Origin of the sequence: Neisseria musculi (assembly GCF_014297595.2) — a bacterium.
Taxonomy (GTDB): domain Bacteria; phylum Pseudomonadota; class Gammaproteobacteria; order Burkholderiales; family Neisseriaceae; genus Neisseria; species Neisseria musculi.
The window spans coordinates 1,538,617-1,561,840 of record NZ_CP060414.2; the positions used below are offsets into that span (position 1 = coordinate 1,538,617).

Sequence of the window (23,224 nt, forward strand, 5' to 3'; positions counted from 1 at the left end):
CGGTTCGGCATCTGTTTCGTTTTATTTCGATTCCACATCAAAACCTTGATGCTGCCACACACCAAACTGCACACCAAAAACGCAGCCCCATAAACACCTGAAGCCGTCTGAAAACAAGGCGCAAAGAAAACGGCATACCCTTAAGTATGCCGTTTGTTGGCCGGTACTCAATAAGACTGCTGTATTTGGCAGTGGTTTGTGTGTCAGTCCTCTTGCGCCCCGGTTTGCAGATAATTGTGCAGACCCATGCCGGCAATCAGCTCCTGCTGGGTTTCCAGCCAATCAATATGCTCTTCGTTGATGTCTTTCAGTTTTTCGAGCAAATCGCGCGAAACATAATCCTGCTTCTCTTCGCACAATGCAATTGCCTCCACCAACGCGGTGTGCTTTTTCTGCTCTTGGGTCAAATCGCACTCAATGATTTCTTCAGCGCTCTCGCCAATCAACAGCTTGCCCAGATCCTGCAGATTGGGCAGACCTTCAAGCAGCAAAACACGCCCAATAATATCATCGGCAGCTTTCATTTCCACGATAGACTGCTTGTAGAAATGTTCGCCCAACTCCTCAAGCCCCCAGTTTTTCAAAATGCGGGCATGCAGGAAATATTGGTTGATGGTTACCAGCAGCAAACCCAAGTTTTTGTTTAGCTCGCGGATAACCAAACGGTCGCCTTGCATGACAATCTCCTTTCAGACGGCCTGTTACAGCTGGCTTTGCAGGTAGTTTTGAATACCCACCAAATCAATCAGGCGCAATTGTTGTTCGAGCCAGTGGGCGTGATCCTCTTCAGTGTCTTTCAATTGCGCGACCATCAGTTCGCGGGTAACGTAGTCCTGCTTTTCTTCGCACAATTTGATGCCTTTTTTCAGCGCATCGCGCACTTCGTATTCGGTATTCAAATCTGCTTTAAGCGCAGATGCCACATCTTCGCCCACGTTGATTTCGGCAGGAACCATTTTCGGAGTGCCGCCCAACATCAGGATACGGCGGATAAAATCCTCCGCATGCTGGGTTTCTTCTTCCATTTCGTGATTCAAACGCTCAAACAATTTGCTGTAGCCCCATTCGGCATACATGCGTGAGTGAATGAAATATTGGTCGCGCGCGGCCAATTCTCCCGCCAGCAATTCATTCATATAATCAATAATAGCTTTATCGCCTTGCATGATGTGTCCTTTCGTTTGTGTTTCGGTTTTGCATGTCTGCTTGGTTAAAATTGTAAGCAACAAACCTGGTTTACACAAACTTTCCATTTAAAATACAAACAATTATCAAAGGTAACAACTGCTCGGAAAAACCGTTTGAAAAACTAATGGCTTGTTTCCGTTTGATTTTCGTTGCGCTTAATATTAATAATTTATTGCAACGCGGTTTTTTATTTACAAAATTTAACTTTAAAAAAATCAACCAAACCGCAACACCCCCCTTCCACTCCGCCCCATTCAGCTTGGGTCGTGTTTTTTATCTTTATTTTCAACCATGTTATAAATTATTTCTTTTCGCTTATTAAAATAATTTATCGCCGCTGCCACATAGATAACTGAAAGAAACCAAACGAATACCATGTTATAATACGCGGTTATTTTTAGCTATCAGGCTGTTTGAAACCATGAAACAAATCCGCAATATCGCTATCATCGCCCACGTCGATCACGGCAAAACCACACTGGTCGATCAACTTCTGCGGCAATCCGGCACGTTCCGCGCCAACCAGCAGGTTGACGAGCGCGTGATGGACAGCAACGATATCGAAAAAGAACGCGGCATCACCATTCTCGCCAAAAACACCGCCATCGAATACGAAGGCTACCACATCAACATTGTCGATACTCCCGGACATGCCGATTTCGGCGGCGAAGTGGAGCGTGTTTTAGGCATGGTCGATTGCGTAGTGCTGCTGGTCGATGCACAGGAAGGCCCGATGCCGCAAACCCGTTTCGTAACCAAAAAAGCCTTGGCGCTCGGCCTGCGCCCGATTGTAGTCATTAACAAAATCGACAAACCTTCCGCCCGCCCGAGCTGGGTAATCGATCAAACTTTCGAGCTTTTCGACAAACTCGGCGCTACCGATGAACAGCTTGATTTCCCCATTGTTTACGCATCCGGCCTTTCCGGTTTTGCCAAACTGGAAGAAAGCGATGAAAGCAGCGATATGCGCCCGCTGTTTGAAACCATTCTGAAACACACCCCGCCCCCTTCCGGCAGTGCCGGCGAAACCCTGCAATTGCAGATTTCCCAACTCGACTACGACAACTACACCGGCCGTCTCGGCATCGGCCGCATTCTCAACGGCCGCATCAAACCCGGTCAAGCGGTCGCGGTGATGAACCACGAAAAACAGGTAGCGCAAGGCCGCATCAACCAGCTGCTGGGCTTCAAAGGCTTGGAGCGTGTGCCGCTTGAAGAAGCAGAGGCCGGCGACATCGTGATTATCTCCGGCCTTGACAACATCGGTATCGGCGTAACCATTTCCGATAAAGACAACCCAGTCGGCCTGCCCATGCTCAGCGTGGACGAGCCCACCCTCACCATGGACTTTATGGTCAACACCAGCCCGCTGGCCGGCACTGAAGGAAAGTTTGTAACCAGCCGCCAAATCCGCGACCGCCTCAACAAAGAATTGCTTACCAACGTAGCCCTGCGCGTGGAAGACACCGCAGATGCCGATATTTTCCGCGTATCCGGTCGCGGCGAGCTGCACCTGACCATTCTGTTGGAAAACATGCGCCGTGAAGGTTATGAATTGGCCGTAGGCAAACCACGCGTGGTGTACCGCGAAATCAACGGTCAAAAATGCGAGCCGTATGAAAACCTCACCGTTGACGTACCCGATGACAACCAAGGCGCAGTAATGGAAGAGCTCGGCCGCCGCCGTGGCGAATTAACCAATATGGAAAGCGATGGCAACGGCCGCACCCGCCTCGAATACCATATCCCCGCCCGCGGCCTGATCGGCTTCCAAGGCGAATTCATGACACTCACCCGGGGCATCGGCCTGATGAGCCACGTTTTTGACGACTACGCTCCCGTAAAGCCCGATATGCCCGGCCGCCACAACGGTGTGCTGGTATCACAGGAACAAGGTGAGGCCGTTGCCTACGCCCTGTGGAACCTCGAAGACCGCGGCCGCATGTTTGTGTCGCCCGGCGAAAAAATCTACGAAGGCATGATTATCGGCATCCACAGCCGCGACAATGATTTGGTGGTCAACCCGCTCAAAGGCAAAAAACTCACCAACGTGCGCGCCAGCGGCACCGATGAAGCCGTGCGCCTGACCACGCCGATCAAACTCACACTGGAGAGCGCGGTCGAGTTTATCGATGATGACGAGCTGGTGGAAATCACCCCCCAATCCATCAGGCTGCGCAAGCGTTATCTGCAGGAACACGAACGCCGCAAGCATTTCAAAAAACCAGATTAATCCCACCGTTTAAATGCCAGGCCGTCTGAAAATGTTTTTCAGACGGCCTGGCGTTGATAAACATACCGCGCCCCGCCACAACCGCCCCGCGCATACCGGAAAACCCGTATCAGCGGTATAACCACCCCGCTTTAATACTCATTACAACATTGACACAACATTGACCCGCCTTTACCCCGCCCGTTAAATAACCGCACTCCATTTCTGCTGCCGCCTTGCCATGCCATATGCGAAAGCCTGCGGCCCGCTGCTTTATGTTGTAAATGTACAACCCGCCATAACGGATTCTTTTTATCCCGCAACCGCCCAGGCCGTCTGAACACAAATTCCGGCAGGTAAATACCCCGTGCCGAATATTTCCCTACGGCCAATCTGCAAAAATCAAGCACAAACCGACCGCAGGCAATACCGGCCGCACAACAAGGCAGACCAAATATGGCAGTGATATTAAAATGCCGGAAAAGGCCGGACTTTTACGCCTGCCACGCCAAACAGCTTGTATTTTTCCTGCAACAATGGCTTTCCGGTTTTTGCCTATTCTCAAAAATCAGGCCGCTTCAGCGTGCCTTTAGGCATTCTCGGTTTCTTTAAAACAACCCAAAATGAGCCGCCAAGCAACAACAGAAAGTGTAAAAAACGACTCAGTCGGATTGCTCCCTGCCTATCCTTATTGCAGCCCAGATCAGCTATACTGCCCGCCTTTCCACACACCGGGCCGTCTGAAAAATGCACACACCCGATTGCGCCATACTCGGCATGGGTTATTTGGGCAAGCCGCTGGCCGAAAAAATGTTTGAAAACGGCAGCCGCATATCGGCACTCAAGCGGCAGTCCGTCTCTGCCAACCTGCCGGTGAATCTGCACACCGCCGATTTAAACCACCCGCGGGTTTTTGAGGCGGATTTTTGGCAAACATGGGCAGACAAACCACTGTGGTTCTGCCTGCTGCCGCCCTCCGCCGTTGCCGACTATCCTGCCCTACTGGCCGGCTGGCTGCAACTTGCACGCAATTTCGGCATCAAGCACATCGTTTATGCGGGCAGCACTTCAGTTTACGGAGATGCCGCCCGCCCGTGCAGCGAACACACCGCTCCCGACCCGCAAACCGAAAGTGCCTGCAAAATCTACCGGGTTGAAAAACTGCTGCGGGAGAGCGGCATCCCCAATATTGATATTTTGCGTTTGGGCGGCCTCTATTGTGCAAAGCGCCATCCTTTACACAGCCTGCTCAAGTGCAGCAATCTTACCGGGGCACACCGGCCCGTAAATATGCTGCACCGCAACCGTGCCGTGGCAGCCCTGCACCGCGCCGCCGTTACACCCGCCGGTTTGCGGATACGCAACATCGTTGAAGCGCAACACCCGACACAATACAATTTCTACCGCACCGAAGCCGCCAAACTCGGCCTGCCCGAACCTGCATTCAACCTCGGAGACCAAAGCGGCGGTAAAACCGTATATACAGTTTATGGTGATTTCGCCGACCTATTATTGTGATACAGAGACCGTCTGAAAAATTTATCAGATGAGTGAACCCTATAGCGCCAAGCGGCTCGGTATCTGAAACTTAAATGTGTATTAACCCATAAAAAAACCACCCCGGTAAGCTGGCAGATGTCCGGCTTTTGAGAGGGTGGCTTCATTTTTCAGACGGCTTTTTTCTATTGGAATACTTTGCACTGTTGATCTACTTTTGCCCCACCGGCAAAAAAACTATCATTATCCGAACAGGCACTGTCGCTGCTTTCACATATCACGGTGATTAACGATTCGTTGATTTTGATCACGCGCGGCTCACCGCTTTTATCGAACGCAACAGCTTTCAAGGTAAATTTACCATCGTGCGCACCACGGGCGTTGCCCTGCGGGCGGATACAGAAATGCTCGGTTTCCGCATACGGCAGCGCGGGCCAAGTAGTAGAAGTTTGTTTGAATGAGCGGCGCTGCTGGTAAAAACGCTCCATGAAATGAGCATTTTGCAAAAGCACCGCACGGACATGGTTCAATCGGGCATCGCGGATATATTTTTGATAGGACGGAACGGCAATCATAACCAAGACGGACAATACCGCTACGGCAGCGAGCAACTCAATCAGCGTAAAGCCTTTTTGACTAGCGTCTTGCATAATTTTCCCTATATATTTTTGATTTATAGAAAAATTATGCTCATCCGCCATAAGGCTGTAAAGAAAAAGCGTGTGTTTTTTAGTTTTGTGTGTGATTATTTATACATATAACATGTATCGGCATGGTTTGCTGAAGCATTTCCGGCCTTAGGCTTGCATAAAGTAACCACGCCGTTGCCGTCTATCTGCATATACCGTTCCTCCCCGGGGTTGGTTGTTTTGTTTGCGTTTGCAACGATAACATAATTATCTTCTATGGGATTTGCCGCACTATTGCCGGCAGGCTCCCGATAGGAAATATCAAAATACGGATTCTTTTCAAGGGCATTTGTAATTTTTTGCCGCTCGGCTTTGTCTGCATCAGTAGAATGGTTGGGAAAGCGCTTGTTTTGCGCATAATAGCGCTCCATGATCTGCGCATTGAGCATTAAATCGGCGCGCACGTTTTCCAAGCGCGTTTGGCGGATATAGGTTTCGTAAGACGGGTAGGCGATGGTGGCCAAAATAGCCAGCGTCAGCACCACAATCATCAGCTCGACCAGCGTAAAGCCTTGTTGTTGCGTTTTCATATCGGATTGGTATCAGGTAAGTGAGTCAGCGGTTGTTTTCAAAGAGGCGGGCGTATCCTTATCCGCCTCCTAAGCCGAAATGCGTATAGTGTAAATCTTATAGATTTACCTTTTCGATTTGTAAAGTATAAATTGATTTTGCGTTCTTGGTGTGCAAAGGCGATATTTGGTATCGTAAATATACTAAGCGGAATAATTAACTTTCGAAACTGTTGTATTTTGTGTGTATAAATAAGCATCACAAGCGGGAAAATGTGTAAAATTTCCTCCCAGCCCGTGTAAAAATAAATCATAAAATATATTAAAAAATAATAAGTTATGATTTATTTTTTTATGCTTTACGCTTGGCGGCACGTTTTTTTTACAGTAAACTCACGCCCGTTTTTCAGTTTGTTTTCCAAAAATATCCGTAATGGATAGTGTTCACATCGAGGCATTATGGCAAAAGCGATTAAATGGATCGGGACAGCAGCCGTTGCAGTTGTATTGGGTTTTGCAGCATGGGTTTATTTCAAACCGAAAGAACAAATCAACTATCTCACCCAAACAGTAAGCCGCATCGACATCAACCAAACGGTCAATGCCACCGGCGAGATTTCGGCAGCCCAATTGGTAACGGTAGGTTCGCAGGCCTCAGGCCAAATTAAAAAGCTGCACGTTAAAATCGGACAACAGGTTAAAAAAGGCGATTTAATCGCCGAAATCGATTCAACAACACAATTAAACGAGCTAAACACCAATAAAGCCAAACTCGACACTTATCAAGCCCAACTAGTTTCTGCCGGAATCAAGCAACGCACTGCCGATAAAAAGTACAAACGCGAAAAAGCCTTATGGGCTGAAGATGCCACCTCCAAACAAGAGCTTGAAGATGCGGAAGACGCGCTGGCCGCAGCCAAAGCATCGGTAGCCGAGTTGAAATCATTAATCAGACAAACCCAAATTTCCATCAACACCTCAGAGGCCGACTTGGGCTACACCCGTATTTCGGCAACAATGGACGGCACAATAGTATCGATCCCCGTAGAAGAAGGCCAAACCGTGAACGCCAACCAAGCCACGCCCACCATTGTGCAGCTTGCCGATTTGAGCAAAATGCTGAACAAAATGCAGATTGCCGAAGGCGATGCCGGCAAGGTAAAAGCCGGCCAGGCATTAACCTTCACCATTCTTTCGCAGCCCGACAACACCCGCTCTGCCATAATCGACACAGTCGATCCAGGCTTAACCACCATGTCGCAAGGCTCCTACACCACCAGCACCGACACCACCGACACCGCGATTTACTACTATGCCCGCTCCTTAGTGCCCAATGAAGACGGCTCGCTGCACATCGGCATGACCACCGAAAACACCATCACCATCAACCAGGCAAAAAACGTTTTGAGCGTACCGAATCTGGCGGTTAAAAATCAAAAAGGCAAAAAAGTGGTGCGCGTGTTAAACGATAAAAACCAACCACAGGAGCGTGAAATCAAAACCGGCCTGAGCGACGGCACCAACACACAAGTACTCTCCGGCTTGAAAGAGGGTGAAAAAGTGATTATTTCGGAAGCAACTGCCGCCGATGCGCAAAAAGAGCTCCGGGGCGGCCCCATGGGCCCGATGTAACGGAGCACCCCCATGAGTTTGATCGAATGCAAAAACATCAACCGTTATTTCGGCAGCGGCAACAACCGCGTACATGTGCTGAAAAACATCAGCCTGAGCATAGAAAAAGGCGACTTTGTTGCGATTATCGGCCAATCCGGCTCGGGTAAGTCCACCCTGATGAACATCATCGGCTGCCTAGACTCCGCCTCTTCAGGCTCCTACACCATAGACGGCTTGGAAACCTCCCAGATGGATGCCGACCAACTGGCCGGTTTGCGCCGCAAACGCTTCGGCTTTATCTTCCAGCGTTACAACCTGTTGAGCACGCTCAGCGCCCGCGACAATGTCGCCCTGCCTGCCGTTTACGCCGGCATGGAACACGCCGGCCGCAACCTGCGCGCCGACAAACTGCTGCACGATTTAGGCTTGGAAAACAAAGAAGGCAACAAACCCAGCGAACTTTCAGGCGGCCAACAGCAGCGCGTGAGCATCGCACGCGCATTGATGAACGGCGGCGAGATTATTTTGGCCGATGAGCCCACCGGCGCACTGGACACCCAATCGGGCGAAAACGTGATGGAGATCATCCACAGCCTGCACAAACAGGGGCATACCGTCATTTTGGTTACGCACGACCCCGGCATCGCCGCCAACGCCAACCGCGTGATTGAAATCCGCGATGGCGAAATCATTGCCGACACCAGCAAAAACACCGAAATCCCGCCCAGCAAGGTAGAAAGCGTCAAAGAAAACACCTCGTGGCTGTTTTTCAAAGACCAATTGATAGAATCATTCCGCATGTCGGTGCAGGCCATTATGGCGCACAAAATGCGCTCGCTGTTAACCATGCTCGGCATCATCATCGGCATTGCCTCGGTAGTGTCGGTGGTGGCTTTGGGGCGCGGTTCGCAAGAGAAAATCCTGTCGGATATCAGCGCCATCGGCACCAACACCATCAGCGTTTACCCCGGGCGCGGGTTCGGAGACCGCCGCTCGGGCAGGGTGCGCACACTGACCATCGGAGATGCCCAAGCAATTGCCAAACAAAGCTATGTGGACAGCGTTACCCCTATGGTTGCCTCCAACGCCACCGTTACCTACCGCAACACCGATGCCACCGCCCAGCTTTACGGTGCGGGCGAACAATATTTCGATGTGCGCGGCATTAAAATCGAAGAAGGCCGTCTGTATGATGCCGATGATGTCAAAAACAACGCCCAAGTAGCGGTTATCGATCAAAACACCAAAAACAAACTGTTTTCAGACGGCACCAACCCCATCGGCAAAACCATTTTATTTAAAAAACGCCCGCTGCAGATTATCGGCGTAACCGAAAAAGACACAAGCGGCTTCGGAAGCAGCGAAAACCTGCAAATCTGGACACCCTACACCACCGTCATCAACCGGATAAGCGGCCAGCGCCATATCAATTCGATTACCGTCAAAATCAAAGACGAGGCAAACTCGCAGGCAGCCGAAAAAAGCCTGAACGAGCTTTTGCTCTCGCGCCACGGCGTAAAAGACTTTTTCATGCAAAACAGCGACAGCATCAAACAAACCATCGAAAGCGCCACCGGCACCATGACGCTGCTGATTTCGTCTATCGCCTTTATTTCACTGTTTGTGGGCGGCATCGGCGTGATGAACATCATGCTGGTTTCCGTAACCGAACGCACCAAAGAAATCGGCGTGCGCATGGCCATCGGCGCACGGCAGAGCAATATTCTGCAACAGTTTCTGATTGAGTCCGTGCTGATCTGCCTGATCGGCGGCTTGGCCGGCGTACTGGTTTCGTTCGGCATCAGCACCCTGTTCAACTATTTCGTTCAAGACTTCGCCATGTCGTTTTCCACGCTCTCCATCGCAGCCGCCGTAACCTGCTCCACCGTGATCGGCGTGGTATTCGGCTTTATGCCCGCCAAACGTGCCTCACAACTGAACCCCATTGATGCTTTGGCACATGACTAATCTGCTTTCAGACGGCCTAAAGCCCGTTTAGGCCGTCTGAAAAAGGAACCTTCCCCATGAAACGCACAACATTTTTTCAGACGGCCTCAAGCATCGGCATTATGCTCGCACTGAGCGGCTGCGCCGTCAAACACACCCCCGCCCCCCGCTTCACACTCGAAGCCGCCGGCAGCGTGATTTCCGCCGAAGAAACCGCCCAACGCTACAACATCAACAGCCAATGGTGGAGCATCTATAACAGCAGCCCACTCAACAGCCTGATTAACCAGGCGTTTGAAAACAACATCGACTTAAAGCAAGCCGCCGTCAGCATCAACAAAGCGCTTTATCAGGCCAATATTCTCGGTGCAGAACGGGTGCCGGGCTTTAACGGCTCGCTTGGCGCATCCGGCTCTAAAAACCTGAAAAGCGGCGCAACCGGCCAATCGTTCAGCAGCCAGCTCGGCCTGAGCTACGAAATCGACCTATGGCAGAAACTCAACGCCCAAGCCGATGCACAAATGTGGGAATACAAAGCCACCCGGCAAGACCTGGCCGCCACCCGCCTCACACTCGCCAACAACGTGGCCGATGCTTATTTCAATATCGCCTATCTCAACGAAGCCGTTGCCCTCACCGAAAAATCAGTAAAACAATACCAACACATCAACCGCATCGCCTCAGCCAAATACCGATACGGCAAAGCCGATGCCGCCGAATCGCGCCAAGCACAGCAGTCTTTATTGTCGGCACAAAACAGCCTGGTGCAGCTCAAAAACAGCCGTGAAACAACAGAAGAAACCCTGCGCAACCTGCTGAATCTCAAGCCCGGCCAAAACATGGCCGCCGAACCGCCGGGCTTCCGCCTGCCCGATGCAAAAGGCGTAGATTTGAACGTGCCCGTATCCGCCCTCGCCAACCGCCCCGACCTGCGCGCTGCCGAATACCGTTTGCAGTCTTCCCTACGCAGCGTAGATGCACAGAAACGGAGTTGGTATCCGAGCATTACCGTGGGCGCTACCGTCAGCACGTCTTCCAACAAAGCCAAAACCGCTTTCGATATTCCCTTGCTCGGCGGCTCGGTGCAGGTGAACCTGCCTTTCTTAAACTGGAAAACCCTGAAATGGGAAAACAAAACCGCCGAAGCCAACTTTGAAACCGCACGGTTGAATTTCGAGCAAACACTCACCACCGCCCTGAACGAAGTGTTCGGCAACTACCAAAAATACGCACGCGCCGAAGAAAGCTTAAAAAACCAGCGCCAAAAATACGCGCTCGACCAAAAAAACAGCCGCTATTACGAAGTGCGCTACCAACACGGCAAAAACGAACTGAAAGACTGGCTTGACGCACTCAACACTGAATACAGCTCCGCCCAAAGCCTGCTAAGCCAACGTTACGAAGTACTGAAATATGAAAACATGGTGTATAAAACCATGGCCGGACGCTACACACTAAAAGATGGAAGATGAACCTGCCGTCTGCCCGATCACCGGCTTAGACAGTTTAATCAAGCGGCTTCCAAGGGATGAACCCTGCATCGAATAGGGGTTCCTGTTGTAGAAAATCCCAGCCTGTTTACAGTATCCCAAAGAAAATACTATATGAATATCCATAAAAACACCCATAAAAACACTCGGTTCACTCCACATAATTACCAAGCTATTTGACATGTTCATACCCAAAACAAAATCAGTATGACCCACTGTCCAAGCAATAAAACATCAGCATAATCACCCCATTTAACACATATTAAAAGCTGCCCGGTTGCAACTACTCATCCCTCAGAAAAGCACTAACAACCGCTTTAAGCAAATAAAATACGGTATAAAGTGTTTGACCAAGCGGGATCGGGAAATCAAGGGGAACTCAGGGAAAAAGCCAAGCACTATAACAAGTTTGACCCTGGTGAAACGGTGCATATCAATATCAAACGAACGACTGCCGTTGCTGCAAAGCTAAAAAACAGTCAATCAATGGGATTATCTGTTTGTTGCCATTTAAGATTTCCCACGCGAATTGCATTATTCATTTTGCCTGCTCCTACCACAAGTACCGTCAAGCTTCTGCTGTGCAACGTGGTTAACTGCTTCGATACGATAGAGTACGTTTATTCCGATTAATGATGTTGAGTACAAAGGTGGTACCAATTACCGTTCAGCGATGCACATACTTTAGAAAGCATATAAGCTGTACAGATATCCTGATTTCTTACCCAACACTGGCTGCTCTGCCCGTTCGGTCATCGTTTCCCTCAAAGCGTCCAAACCCAGGTTTTCGGTAACTGAAACACTCACCGCCACCACCCTACCCTGTTTGTCGCGCAATATGCCGGCAGGGCGTTGGCTGTCGGGCAATAGATCTATTTTGTTATACACCACCAGCTGCGGTATTTCATGGGCGCCGATTTCTTCGAGTACAGCATTCACAGCGTCCATCTGCCGCTCGAAATCAGGGTGGGCCGCATCGACAACGTGCAACAGCACATCGGCCAATGCGGTTTCCTCAAGCGTGGCCGAAAAAGCCGACACCAGCTTGTGCGGCAAATCGCGCACAAAACCTACCGTGTCGGTGAGAACCACGCTGGTTTGGTGGTTGAGATACAGACGGCGGGCGGTGGTGTCGAGTGTGGCGAAAAGCTGGTCTTTCGCCAATACATCGGCTTTGGTCAGCCGGTTGAACAGGCTGGATTTGCCGGCATTGGTGTAACCCACCAGCGCAAAAGTTTTGATATTGCCCTGCATGCGCGCCTTGCGGCGGGTGGCGCGTTGTTTCTGCACATTATGCAGCTGCTTTTTCAGCGCGGTGATTTTTTGGTTGATGAGGCGGCGGTCGGTTTCGAGCCGGGTTTCGCCCGGCCCTTTCAGGCCGATACCGCCTTTTTGGCTTTTCAGATGGCCGTAGCCGCGCACCAGGCGTCCGCTCAGGTGGCTGAGCTGCGCCAGCTCTACCTGCAGTTTGCCTTCCTGCGACTGTGCGCGTTTGGCAAAAATCGCCAGAATCAGGCCGACACGGTCGAGCACGCGGCATTGCAGTGCCTGCTCCAAATTGCGCTCCTGCGTGGGGCTGAGTTCGTGGTTGAACACCACCAGCTCGATATTGTGCCGCCGCACGGCTTCGGCCAGCTCTTGTGCCTTGCCGGTTCCCACAAATAAAGCAGTGTGCGCTTTGCTGCGCCTGGCGGTTTCGGTGCACACCAAATCGCCGCCTGCGGCCCTCACCAGCTCTGCTGCTTCGTTTAAGGCCGTCTGAAACGCTTGAATGCGCAACTCGTTGGCACCGGTATAGCCGGCTTCGAGCATCACGCCCGCCAACATCACGCGCTCAGGATTTTCAAGGGATTTGTCGATTTGAAACAGGGTGGGTTTGCTCACGGCGCAGGCTCCATCGGGCGGTTTTTTCAGACGGCCTGGAAGCTAGGCCGTTCTCGGCACTTTGTTAAACAGCCGGTAAAAATTTTCGGTGGTGGTTTCGGCGATGCGCTCCGGCGTTTCACCGCGCAGCTGCGCCACGAAATCGGCGGTATGTTTCACATAGGCCGGCTCATTGGGTTTGCCGCGCTTGGGCACGGGAGCAAGAAACGGCGCATCGGTTTCGAGCAAGATGCGGTCGGCGGGCACATATTTGGCCGCCGCCTGAATATCGGGAGCGTTTTTAAAGGTAACGATGCCGGAAAACGAAATATAAAAGCCCAAATCCAGTGCGGCTTTGGCCACTTCAACGTTTTCGGTAAAGCAATGGATAACGCCCGCATGCGCCTGATGTTCGCGCAACAGGCGCATGGTGTCGGCAGCCGCATCGCGGGTATGCACCACCAGCGGCAGGCCGCTTTGGTTGGCGGCAAGGATATGGCAGGCAAAACGCCGGTGCTGCCAGGCCAAATCGCCTTTGCACCAATGGTAATCCAAGCCGGTTTCGCCGATGCCGGCAACTTTCGGGTGTTGCGCATGGCGCACCAGTTCTTCAAGCGTAAATTCTTCGGCGTCTTCCCGGTCGGGGTGTATGCCCACAGTGGCGAAAATATGGGCGTTGGCCTCGGCAATCGCCAACACTTCGGCAAAACTCTGTTTGCTCACGCTGATGGCCAGTGCCTGTCTGACTTGGTTTTCCGCCATATTGGCAAACACTTCGGGCAGGCGGCTGCTTAAGCTGTCGAAATTGAGATGGCAGTGGGAATCGATTAAATACATGATATTGTTTGCTGTATTTGGATAAATTTAAGCCGCTTTGGCGGGTTCGCGTTATTTCTGTTACGGCATTGCTGCGTTTCAGTACAAAGAGAACGATCGCGTAAGCCGACCGGGCGGCAGCAGAACCGATTTTATGCTGTCCGTACTGCCCTGTGCAATTGCAGATGAAATGCCCGTGGGCGGCACAGAGCCGGTTTCATGCTGCCCGTACTGCCTGCCTCCCTGCGCTGAAAAACGATACCAACCCTATAACAGTGCCAAAATCCAAAAACCGTCTGAAAAAACATAGGGCTGCCGAACAGCGCGTTTTTTCAGACGGCACCAAGCCTTTGCAAAAATACCCTGAGTGCCGTCTGAAATGCTTAACTCCCCTCATCCCCGCGCGGGTGGGAATCCGGCCTTAAAGCCATCAATTATTTTATTTCAATGATTTAAAAAACACACGGATTCCCGCTTACGCAGGAATAACGATGGTTGAATATTTCAGACGGCCTAAATGAATTTACCAAGATCTCTCGGCCTTTGAATATTCGGCTATTCGTAATAAGTGAATTTCGCCCGCTTCACATGGCAGAGCAGTTCGTAGGCAATGGTGCCGGCGGCCTTGGCCACTTCGTTTACGTTTACCGTATCGCCCCACAGTTCGACTTCGCTGCCTATGCCCTCTTGCGACACATCCAGCTCCACCGTCATCATATCCATCGACACACGGCCGATCACCCGGCTGCGGTGGCTGCCGATGGCAACAGGCGTGCCGCTGGGAGCGTGGCGCGGATAACCGTCTGCATAACCGCAGGCAATCAAGCCCACGCGGGTGGATTTTTCGGTATAAAACGCCGCGCCGTAGCCCACCGGCGAGTGCGGCTGTAACACCCGCTCGCCAAACACACGCGTACTCAGCCGCATCACAGGCTTCAAGCGGCTGTCGGCGTGGCCGAGCGGGCAGGCACCGTAAAGCGCAATGCCCGCCCTGCCCCAGTCACGGCGGGCGGCGGGATAGCGCAGCATGGCGGCAGAGTTGGCCAGGCTCTCTTCCCCTTCCAACCCCCCGCAGCCTGAATCAAATGCCTCCATCTGCATTGCGGTCATGGCGTCATCCACTTCGTCTGCGCAGGAAAAATGGCTGAATTTCACAATACTTTCAATATTTTGACTCTGCTTCAATGCGGTGTAGGCGGCTGCATAATTGTGCGGAAAAAAGCCCGAACGATGCATACCCGAATCCATTTTCAGCCACACTTTCACAGGCTGCTGCCATTGGTGGTGCAGCAGGGCTTCAAGCTGCCATTGGCTGCACACGGCAGGCCACAGGCGGTAGTGGTCAGCCGGCCGGTATTCTCCGGCCTCAAACACGCCTCCCAGCAGCAGAATCGGGTTTTCAATGCCGTGTTCGCGCAACTGCACCGCCTCTTCCACGCTTGCCACGGCAAAACCATCGGCCATATCTGCCAGCGCGTGCGCACACCGCACCGCACCGTGGCCGTAGGCATCGGCTTTCACCACCGCCAACAGTTTGCCGCCGTGGATATTTTTCAATATGCGGTAATTGTGGCGCAGGTTTTCAAGGCGGATTTGGGCGTTTAACGGGCGCATTTTTTGAAATATCCTCTACGGCAGGGTTGGCAGAATCGGTTAAAGGCCGTCTGAAAACGCAGTTTCCGAAGGAAAACAAGTTTCTGCGGAGCTAAAACGCAGTTTCCGAAGGGAAACAAGTTTCTGCGGAGCCAAAACGGCGTTTTTCAGACGGCCTGTTTGAAAAAAGAATTATAGGCCGATTGGTGCGGTTTTTAAATATATGCCGGTATCGAAAGCGTTAGTCTTTCAAGCGCAATTCGGCCGCGCGCGCGTGGGCGGTGAGCATTTCACCGTGCGCCAGCGTGGCGGCGGTTTTGCCGAGCTTTTGCGCCCCCGCTTCAGAAACCTGAATCAGGCTGGAGCGTTTTTGGAAATCATAGGTGCCCAACGGCGAGGAAAAACGGGCGGTTCGGCTTGTGGGCAGCACATGGTTGGGGCCGGCACAATAATCACCCAAGCTCTCGCTGGTGTAGCTGCCCATGAAAATCGCGCCGGCGTGGCGGATTTTTTGCGCCCACTGCTGCGGGTTTTCTACTGATAATTCCAAATGCTCGGGCGCGATATAGTTGGCGATTTCGCAGGCTTCGTTTAAATCTTCCGCCAGAATAAACGCCCCACGGTTGCGCAGCGAGGCCTCGATAATGGCGCGGCGGGGCATTTCGCCAATCAGCCTGTTCATAGCCGTCTGAACATCATCGAGATAGGCTTGCGAAGTGGCAATCAGAATGGCTTGGGCGATTTCATCGTGTTCGGCTTGGCTGAACAAATCCATCGCCACCCAATCGGCAGGCGTGCTGCCGTCTGCAATCACCAGAATTTCAGACGGCCCGGCCACCATGTCGATGCCCACCACGCCGAACACGCGGCGTTTGGCGGCGGCCACAAAGGCATTGCCCGGGCCGGTGATTTTATCGACTTGAGGCACGGTTTCGGTGCCGTAAGCCAGCGCGGCCACTGCCTGCGCGCCGCCGATGGTAAACACTTTGGTTACGCCGGCAATATAAGCCGCCGCCAACACGATGTCGTTGCGCCCGCCTTTCGGGGTCGGCACCACCATAATGATTTCCTGCACGCCGGCTACATGCGCCGGCATGGCGTTCATAATCACCGAGCTGGGATAGGCCGCCTTGCCGCCGGGCACATAAATGCCAACCCGGTCGAGCGCGGTAATTTGCTGGCCGAGCAGCGTGCCGTCTGCATCGGTGTAGGTCCACGATTCCAGTTTTTGGCGCAGGTGGTAACGTTCTACGCGCTCGGCTGCGGTTTTCAAGGCCGTCTGAACATCGGCGGGCAAACGCTCGAATGCGTTTTGCAACTCGGCTTGGGTGAGCGTTAAATCGGCCATGCTTTGCGCCGCCATGCCGTCAAAGCGGTTGGTGTATTCAACCACGGCCGCATCGCCGCGTTGCTGCACATCGGCGCAGATGCCGGCTACGATTTGGTCGATTTTCGGATCCTGCGCGGTTTCAAAAGCCAGCAGTGCTTTGAGTTCGGCTTGGAAATCTGGGGATTGGGTGTTGAGGTGTTTCACGGTTTCACTCTTTCGTGTTTTAAAATTTCAGCGCAAGTTTTTCAGACGGCCTGTGTCAATACGAAGCTGCCGTCCAGCAAGGTTTTAACGGTGGCTTCGTTTACCGAACCATCGAGCCGCACGCTCAGCCAGTGCGTTTTGTTCATGTGGTAGGCGGGCAGAAAACCCGTCTGCACGCGCAGGAGCTGCACCAAATCGGGCGCGGCTTTGATATTGGCCAACGGCACATTTGCGCTGCCTGCCAAGCCGAGTTTGGCGGCGGGCACATCCATTAAAACCGCATACCATCTGCCGTTGCCCGTGTGGCGGAGCACAGCATAATCGGGATGCCTCCGCCACGGATATTCGGGTACGGTAAGGTAGTGTTGGGCAGCATAATCGAGCAGGGTTCGGCGGCTCATTGCGCGTGTTCCTTGCGGTTTTCAGACGGCCTTATACGGCAGGCCGTCTGAAATCATCTTTTCAACAAGCCTTTTCCCCGCAAAAAACCCAGCATATGCGGGCGCACGGGGTTGCCTAAAGTTTTCGCCAGCGACTGCTTCCACGGCACGGTTTTGCCTTTGCGCCGCACATAATAATCCGCCACCGCCTGATTATAGCTTTCAACTGCTTCGGCGTTCAGCGCCGGGCAGGCGTTTTCGGCATATACCATGGCTTTGGGCAGGCGCGGTTTAAACGGCGGATCTTGGTCGGGATAGCCCAGGCACAGGCCGATCAGCGGAATGCAGTATTCGGGCAGGTTTAATATGTCCGACACTTTTTGCGCATCGTTGCGCAGCGCGCCGATATACACGCCGCTCAGCCCCAACGATTCGGCAGCGAGCAGCACGTTTTGCGCCAAAATGCCGACATCAACTGCGCCGATGAGGCTGATTTCCGCCCAATCGAGCTGGGCATCGGGAAAGATTTGCCTGTGCTTGGAAAAGTCGATGCAGAACAGCAGAAATTCGGCGCAATCAACAATATACGGCGCGCTGCCGGCGGCCTCGCGTATGCCCTGTCTCAAGGCGGGGTCGGAAACGCGGATAATGGAAACACATTGCAGATTGTTGGAAGTAGAAGCCTGCTGCCCGGCGCGGACCAGCGTGTCGAGTATTTCGTCAGAAACCGGCTGTTGCGTGAATTGGCGGATAGAGCGGTGGGCAAAAATGGTTTCTAAAGTGGGTTTGCTCTTCAGCATGGGCGGCCTTTGGGGTTGGGAGTTTTCAGACGGCATCAATCTTTGCTGACAAAGCGTTTATTGACGCGCACCCGTTCGCCCCTGCCGGCTTTTTTGATTTCCAGCCAGTCGCTGTAAATGGCGTGTATCAGGGCACGGTCGGTATCGAAGCCGTATTGGTGCGGGTTCACGGCGGGAGCAAGCTGCTTGAGCACATCACCCAACCGCGCCCAGCCGCCCTCGTCTGCCGCCGCGTCCACAGCCTGCTGCACCACCGGAATCAGCTTGGTAAAGGTGGGTTTGCCGCTGCTTTTGGGCTTGGCGGCATTTTCTGCGGCGGCAGGCTCCTCCGGCGGCGTTTCAGACAGCATGGTTTTAGACAGCACACCGGTTTGCGGCACCTTCGCCTTGCGGGCGGGTTTGCGCCCGGGAGCGGGCAGAATATCAGGCTTGGCGGCTTCGGCCGGGGCATTGCCCGGCTGCACGGCCTTGTTGCCGCGTGCAGTTTCGCCGGTTTCGCCCGGGCGGGGTTCGTGCTGCCCGTTTTCAGACGGCCTGCCGTTTTTTTCAGCAACGGTGCGGCGCCGCACTTGGATTTGGTTGTTGTCGGTGCGCCATTCAAAAATATCGAACGATTTGATTAATTCGGAAAGCTTGCTGAAGCCGTAAAGGCGCGGGTCGAAATCGGGGTTGATTTTGTTGAGGTAGCTGCCGATGGGGCCGAGGTTGGCCCAGCCCAAATCATCGGCGTTTTCGCGCACGGCGCGTTTGATGAGCGTGGCAGCATCGGGTGCAGACGAGCCGGCTTCGGCAGCAGGTTTGGCTTTGCCGCTGCTTTTGTTTTTATCGGCACCGTTTTTTTCAGGCCGGAAGATTTCAGTGTGGATGAATTTGTCGCAGGCCTTGCGGAAGGCTTCGGGGGTTTTCTTTTCGCCGAAGCCGTAAACGGTAAGGCCGCTTTCGCGCAGACGGCTGGCCAGGCGGGTGAAATCGCTGTCGCTGGACACGATGCAGAAACCGTCAAAATTACCGCTGTAGAGCAGATCCATCGCATCGATAACCAGCGCCATATCAGTGGCGTTTTTGCCTTTGGTATAGGCAAACTGCTGCACGGGAATAATGGCGTACGGCAGCAGGGCGGCCTTCCATTTGTTGAGGCCGTGGCTCCAGTCGCCATAGATGCGCTTGACGCTGGCGATGCCGTATTTGGCGATTTCTTCCAACAGGCGGTCGATGATGTCGGCGGGGGCGTTGTCGGCATCGATTAAAACGGCGAGTTTTTTGTCGGCAATATTCATGGTTTGTTCTTCTTTTGGGTTATCTTTGTCGGTTGTCTTTTTCAGACGGCCTCTGCGCCAACGGTGTCTGCAAAAGCATCGATTACCGGCCGGATAAGCGCATATTTCACCTTCAGCGCCGCCTTGTTCACCACCAAGCAGCTGGAAATATCGCAAATATGCTCCACCGCCTCGAGGTTGTTGGCTTTCAGCGTGCCTCCGCTGGAAACCAGATCGACAATGGCATCGCTCAGCCCCACCAGCGGGGCAAGCTCCATCGAGCCGTAGAGTTTGATGATGTCCACATGCACACCTTTAGCGGCAAAATGTTCGGCAGCAATATCGGGATATTTGGTAGCCACCCGCAGTCGGCAGCCCGGTTGCGAAGCAGCGGCATAATCAAAGCCTTTGGGAGCAGCCACCATCATACGGCATTTGGCAATCTGCAAATCCAGCAGTTGATAAAGGCCGCTGCCGCCGTGTTCGATCAATACGTCTTTGCCGGCAATGCCGAAATCGGCCGCGCCGTATTGCACATAAGTGGGCACATCGCCGGCGCGCACAATCACCAGGCGGATATTGGCGCAGTTGGTTTCAATAACCAGCTTGCGCGATTTTGCCGGATCTTCTGCAGGCGTGATGCCAGCGGCGGCCAAAAGCGGCAGGGTTTCTTCAAAAATACGGCCTTTCGATAAGGCGATGGTCAATTGGTTTGCCTGCATATTTTGAAAACTCGGAGGTGAGATTATGCAGGCCGTCTGAAACTGTTTTCAGACGGCCTGATTCAAAAGGCTAAGATTTTAACAAGAGGCGGATATCGTCTGCAATCTGCTGCGCCGTATTGCCGTAAGGCTCAAACACGGCCACTTCCGAATTTTTATCAAGCAGATAAGTGCCCGCAGAGTGATCCACCAGATAAACCTTGTCGGACTGCTGCTGCGCCTTAGACGAAACCACCCGGTATTGCTGCTTGACCAGCGGCAAATCCTGCCCGCCAACAGCCGTCAGGCCGATAAAGCCGGGGTTGAACTGGCGCACATATTTTCCTATCAGCTCCGGAGTGTCGCGCTCCGGATCTACACTCACAAACACCACCGCCACATCATCTGCATCACTGCCGAGCTGTTTGAGTGCATCGCTGTATGTCAGCAATTCGGTCGGGCACACATCGGGGCAATGGGTGTAGCCGAACGACAAAATCACGGCTTTCCCTTTCAGGCTGCTCAGGCTGAAAGGCTTCCCATCGCCGTCAGTGAGCGTGAAATCGCCGCCGATGCCTTCTTTAAGCATATCCACGCCGTGAAAACCGGCAACCGCAACAGCTGCCTCCGATGCAGGTGCCGAAGCTGCAGGCACAGCTTCCTGCGGCTTACAGCCCGGCAGCGCAAGCGGCACAGCCAACGCCAACAACATATAAAAATAACCCGGTTTCAACATGCCGCCCTCCTTGAAATAACAACATAAAACGAGATGTTATCTTAACGCTAAACAGGCCGTATGAAAACCTTTCAGACGGCCTGAGCAAATTTATTATGCCGCCCCACCCCCTCCCCGCAAAAGCAGCGCCTGCTTCTACTGCACCACACCCTCACCGGTTCAGACCGTTGCAGCTCCCCTACCAAAACCGCACCTGCCCACCGGATAACCACCGGCACCGCAGTCCGCCAAACCCTACCCACCCGGCAACTTCGGCATTACAGACCCTGCTTCAAGCAAAGAATAATTTAATCGGCACACGATTGAATACAGCCCCAACAACGCCATACACACATCCAAGCAAAGCCGCAACTCACACACACTTCTAAAAATTTTCATTTAATATTATTTACTTATAACAAAGCAAAAAAACTATTTACAAAAAATCAGGCTGCCGTACTTTACAATATTTTTTTTAATACTATAATAAGCAATCTTACACCTGCCCAGGTGGCGAAATTGGTAGACGCAGGGGACTCAAAATCCCCCGCCGAAAGGTGTGTCGGTTCGAGTCCGACCCTGGGCACCACAAACCGCTTTCCAGCGGTTGTTTTTTGTCCGATATTATCCAAACAAACCAATCAAGCCATTATATTTAAAAGGTTTTCTTCCATCTTCGGTTTGCTTTTTCACCCAATTTCACCCCGTTCCGTCTGATTGAACCAACCGTTTTTAATCGGTAAAATTTCCGCACAGTTACCAACACCCCTTATTTTTTACCAACAAACGCCGTTAAACGGCTGCCAAATAAAAAACCTGAAACGAACCGCCCAGATTCAGAAAATTTCAGGCGGCGGTATGCAAACCGAACGGCGGCAAGTTATGGCGGCTGAAATACCGCATAGACGGAAAAGAGAAATTACTTTCAATCGGCAAATATCCCGCCGTTTCTTTGTCTGAAGCCCGCAAAGCCGCCGAAAATGCCCGCCGCTTGCTTCGCAGGGCAAGCCCAGCTGCCGCCAAGCAACAGGGGCCAAGCAGGAACGACAGGCCGCCACCGGAAACAGCTTTGAAAAAATCGCCCGCGAGTGGCATAAAAACCAACTGCCCCGCTGGACAAGCAACCATGCCGCCCGCGTGTTGTATTCTTTGGAAACAGACGCTTTCCCGATGCTTGGAAAGCACCCCGTTACCGAAATCAAAGCCCCGTTACAGCTGGAAACGGTAAGGCGGTAGAAGCGCGTGGGGTACCTGAAACCGCCGCCCGCGTGTTGCAACGTATCAAGGCCGTTTTCAATTACGCCATTCAGACGGGCAATGCCGCAGAGAACCCTGCCTTTGCCCTTTGCGGCGTGATTGTACGTGAAAAGGTCAAACACCGGCCCGCCTTTCCGCAAAGTGAAATCACAGAGTTTTACCACCGTTAAATGCGTGAACCGATGCGCCAAGAAAACCGCATAGCCATGATGCTAATCATGCTTACCTTTGTGCGGGCGGGCAATATCCGCTTTGCACAATGGAAAGAAATTGATCAGCAAGCGGCTATGGGTTATTCCCGCCGAAAAGATGAAGATGCGGGCGACGCATATTGTGTCCTTGTCTGATTGGACTTTAGAGCTACTGGAAAGCCTACACACCGCAACGGGGCATGGTTGTTATCTGTTTCCCAGCCGCACCCATTCAGACGGCCACATCAGCGAAAACACCGCAGGCAAAATCATTAACGTGGGATACAAGGGCATTGCCACGCCGCACGGTTTCCGCAGCCCGGCTGCCGATGTGCCGAATGAAAACGGTTTCCCGCCCGATGTAATCGAGCGACAGCTTGCCCATGTGGAACAAAACAAGGTAAGGGCAGCATACCACCGCACGGAATATCTGCCGCAACGGGTAGAAATGATGCAATGGTATTCAGGCTATTTGCGTGAGCGGTACAACACCGCCCCAGCCCTGATTGATGCAGAAAGAAGCTGATGTTGTGTAGGTTTTAACAACCGCCCATCATTGCCCCGCAATCCCAAATACCGGCAACCCCGCCGAAGCAGCGGGGATTTTTACCGCTTTTTTGTCGGCGGCATAATATGCCGTTGCTTTGCATTGGATTAAATTAAGGTAATAACATTAATCCAAAACAAACGCAGGAGTTTGATAATGGAAAAGATTATGACGAGCAGGAAGTTTAACCACTACACCACCCGCGCCATGCGGGAAGCCGACAGCGCGCCCTTAGTGATAACCAACAGGGGCAAGCCCGCGCATGTGTTATTGAGTTATGACGATTATCGGCAACTGGCAGGCAGGCCGAAAAGCGCGCTTGATGTACTGATGCAAATAGACAGCTCTGATGCTGCCGATATAGAGCTTGAGATACCGCCACGCAGCCAAGCGCAGCGGCGTAATGCCGATTTAGGGGAATAACT

Annotated in this window: 23 protein-coding genes, 1 tRNA gene and 1 pseudogene; 12 read left to right on the plus strand and 13 right to left on the minus strand. The window is 52.6% G+C overall.

All coding sequences use genetic code 11. The annotated features are described in order from the left end of the window. Positions 1-203: 203 nt before the first annotated feature. Both bfr (H7A79_RS08070) and bfr (H7A79_RS08075) read right to left on the minus strand, forming a co-directional pair. Positions 204-677 carry a bacterioferritin gene (gene bfr, locus H7A79_RS08070; protein WP_186999897.1) on the minus strand — a complete coding sequence of 158 codons (474 nt, stop codon included), beginning with the start codon at positions 675-677 and terminating at the stop codon, positions 204-206. A 24-nt stretch (positions 678-701) separates the two neighbouring features. Further along, positions 702-1,166: a bacterioferritin gene (gene bfr, locus H7A79_RS08075; RefSeq protein ID WP_135033619.1), complete on the minus strand. Its 465-nt coding sequence runs from the start codon at positions 1,164-1,166 to the stop codon at positions 702-704. A 443-nt stretch (positions 1,167-1,609) separates the two neighbouring features. On the opposite strand from bfr (H7A79_RS08075), the gene typA reads away from it, so the two are divergent. Together typA and H7A79_RS08085 are read left to right on the plus strand one after the other, a co-directional pair. Further along, complete coding sequence (gene typA, locus H7A79_RS08080) at positions 1,610-3,421, plus strand: translational GTPase TypA (protein ID WP_186999898.1); 1,812 nt, start codon at positions 1,610-1,612, stop codon at positions 3,419-3,421. A gap of 726 nt (positions 3,422-4,147) precedes the next feature. Further along, complete coding sequence (locus tag H7A79_RS08085) at positions 4,148-4,918, plus strand: Rossmann-fold NAD(P)-binding domain-containing protein (RefSeq protein ID WP_186999899.1); 771 nt, start codon at positions 4,148-4,150, stop codon at positions 4,916-4,918. A 164-nt stretch (positions 4,919-5,082) separates the two neighbouring features. Here the strand turns inward: H7A79_RS08085 and H7A79_RS08090 are convergent, their stop codons facing one another. Further along, positions 5,083-5,547 (minus strand): type IV pilin protein, encoded by a 465-nt coding sequence (locus tag H7A79_RS08090; protein WP_187001662.1) that lies wholly within the window; start codon positions 5,545-5,547, stop codon positions 5,083-5,085. A 95-nt stretch (positions 5,548-5,642) separates the two neighbouring features. After that, on the minus strand, positions 5,643-6,116 hold the full coding sequence (locus tag H7A79_RS08095) for a type IV pilin protein (RefSeq protein WP_135033614.1): 474 nt from the start codon (positions 6,114-6,116) through the stop codon (positions 5,643-5,645). A 438-nt stretch (positions 6,117-6,554) separates the two neighbouring features. On the opposite strand from H7A79_RS08095, the gene H7A79_RS08100 reads away from it, so the two are divergent. Genes H7A79_RS08100 through H7A79_RS08110 form a run of 3 tightly spaced genes read left to right on the plus strand, consistent with a single transcriptional unit; the run spans position 6,555 to position 11,128 of the window. Then, positions 6,555-7,727 (plus strand): efflux RND transporter periplasmic adaptor subunit, encoded by a 1,173-nt coding sequence (locus H7A79_RS08100; RefSeq protein ID WP_186999900.1) that lies wholly within the window; start codon positions 6,555-6,557, stop codon positions 7,725-7,727. Positions 7,728-7,739: 12 nt separating this feature from the next. Further along, on the plus strand, positions 7,740-9,677 hold the full coding sequence (locus tag H7A79_RS08105; protein WP_186999901.1) for a MacB family efflux pump subunit: 1,938 nt from the start codon (positions 7,740-7,742) through the stop codon (positions 9,675-9,677). A gap of 56 nt (positions 9,678-9,733) precedes the next feature. Further along, positions 9,734-11,128 (plus strand): TolC family protein, encoded by a 1,395-nt coding sequence (locus H7A79_RS08110; RefSeq protein WP_186999902.1) that lies wholly within the window; start codon positions 9,734-9,736, stop codon positions 11,126-11,128. Between the two features lie 702 nt (positions 11,129-11,830). On the opposite strand, the gene hflX is transcribed toward H7A79_RS08110, so the two are convergent. From hflX to H7A79_RS08155, 9 genes are all read right to left on the minus strand, one after another. Next, a complete protein-coding gene (gene hflX / locus H7A79_RS08115) occupies positions 11,831-13,030 on the minus strand; it encodes a GTPase HflX (protein WP_186999903.1) in 1,200 nt (399 codons plus the stop codon). Between the two features lie 42 nt (positions 13,031-13,072). Then, positions 13,073-13,846 carry a TatD family hydrolase gene (locus H7A79_RS08120; RefSeq protein WP_186999904.1) on the minus strand — a complete coding sequence of 258 codons (774 nt, stop codon included), beginning with the start codon at positions 13,844-13,846 and terminating at the stop codon, positions 13,073-13,075. 534 nt (positions 13,847-14,380) lie between these two features. After that, entirely contained in the window at positions 14,381-15,439 is a 1,059-nt protein-coding gene (gene alr / locus H7A79_RS08125; RefSeq protein WP_135033603.1) for an alanine racemase, read from the minus strand. A 220-nt stretch (positions 15,440-15,659) separates the two neighbouring features. Next, positions 15,660-16,952, minus strand: coding sequence for a histidinol dehydrogenase (hisD, locus tag H7A79_RS08130; RefSeq protein ID WP_186999905.1), 1,293 nt, complete (start codon positions 16,950-16,952; stop codon positions 15,660-15,662). A 41-nt stretch (positions 16,953-16,993) separates the two neighbouring features. Next, positions 16,994-17,353 (minus strand): MmcQ/YjbR family DNA-binding protein, encoded by a 360-nt coding sequence (locus H7A79_RS08135; RefSeq protein WP_186999906.1) that lies wholly within the window; start codon positions 17,351-17,353, stop codon positions 16,994-16,996. A gap of 53 nt (positions 17,354-17,406) precedes the next feature. Then, positions 17,407-18,132 carry an oxygen-insensitive NADPH nitroreductase gene (gene nfsA, locus H7A79_RS08140; RefSeq protein WP_186999907.1) on the minus strand — a complete coding sequence of 242 codons (726 nt, stop codon included), beginning with the start codon at positions 18,130-18,132 and terminating at the stop codon, positions 17,407-17,409. Positions 18,133-18,167: 35 nt separating this feature from the next. Then, a complete protein-coding gene (locus H7A79_RS08145) occupies positions 18,168-19,409 on the minus strand; it encodes an NYN domain-containing protein (protein ID WP_186999908.1) in 1,242 nt (413 codons plus the stop codon). A gap of 41 nt (positions 19,410-19,450) precedes the next feature. Next, the gene (gene hisG / locus H7A79_RS08150; RefSeq protein WP_186999909.1) at positions 19,451-20,110 is read right to left on the minus strand and encodes an ATP phosphoribosyltransferase; all 660 of its coding nucleotides are present in this window, start codon (positions 20,108-20,110) and stop codon (positions 19,451-19,453) included. A 70-nt stretch (positions 20,111-20,180) separates the two neighbouring features. Next, positions 20,181-20,825, minus strand: a complete 645-nt coding sequence (locus tag H7A79_RS08155) for an SCO family protein (RefSeq protein ID WP_186999910.1) — start codon at positions 20,823-20,825, stop codon at positions 20,181-20,183. 483 nt (positions 20,826-21,308) lie between these two features. Here H7A79_RS08155 and H7A79_RS08160 point away from each other — a divergent pair. The 7 genes and pseudogenes from H7A79_RS08160 to H7A79_RS08185 all read left to right on the plus strand — a co-directional run bounded on the left by H7A79_RS08160 (position 21,309) and on the right by H7A79_RS08185 (position 23,222). Beyond that, a tRNA-Leu gene (locus H7A79_RS08160) sits at positions 21,309-21,393 on the plus strand. Positions 21,394-21,521: 128 nt separating this feature from the next. Continuing rightward, a complete protein-coding gene (locus H7A79_RS15210; RefSeq protein ID WP_186999911.1) occupies positions 21,522-21,764 on the plus strand; it encodes a hypothetical protein in 243 nt (80 codons plus the stop codon). Next, on the plus strand, positions 21,706-22,032 hold the full coding sequence (locus H7A79_RS08165; RefSeq protein WP_343060905.1) for an Arm DNA-binding domain-containing protein: 327 nt from the start codon (positions 21,706-21,708) through the stop codon (positions 22,030-22,032). The genes H7A79_RS15210 and H7A79_RS08165 overlap by 59 nt, the downstream gene beginning before the upstream one ends. After that, positions 21,933-22,231: pseudogene (locus tag H7A79_RS15215) on the plus strand (tyrosine-type recombinase/integrase); the annotation flags it as partial. The gene H7A79_RS08165 and the pseudogene H7A79_RS15215, both read left to right, overlap by 100 nt. A gap of 12 nt (positions 22,232-22,243) precedes the next feature. Next, entirely contained in the window at positions 22,244-22,408 is a 165-nt protein-coding gene (locus H7A79_RS08175) for a hypothetical protein (protein WP_187000098.1), read from the plus strand. After that, a complete protein-coding gene (locus H7A79_RS08180) occupies positions 22,377-22,778 on the plus strand; it encodes a tyrosine-type recombinase/integrase (RefSeq protein WP_187000099.1) in 402 nt (133 codons plus the stop codon). The genes H7A79_RS08175 and H7A79_RS08180 overlap by 32 nt, the downstream gene beginning before the upstream one ends. Before the next feature lie 177 nt (positions 22,779-22,955). Next, positions 22,956-23,222 carry a type II toxin-antitoxin system prevent-host-death family antitoxin gene (locus tag H7A79_RS08185; protein WP_135037280.1) on the plus strand — a complete coding sequence of 89 codons (267 nt, stop codon included), beginning with the start codon at positions 22,956-22,958 and terminating at the stop codon, positions 23,220-23,222. Positions 23,223-23,224 lie beyond the last annotated feature (2 nt).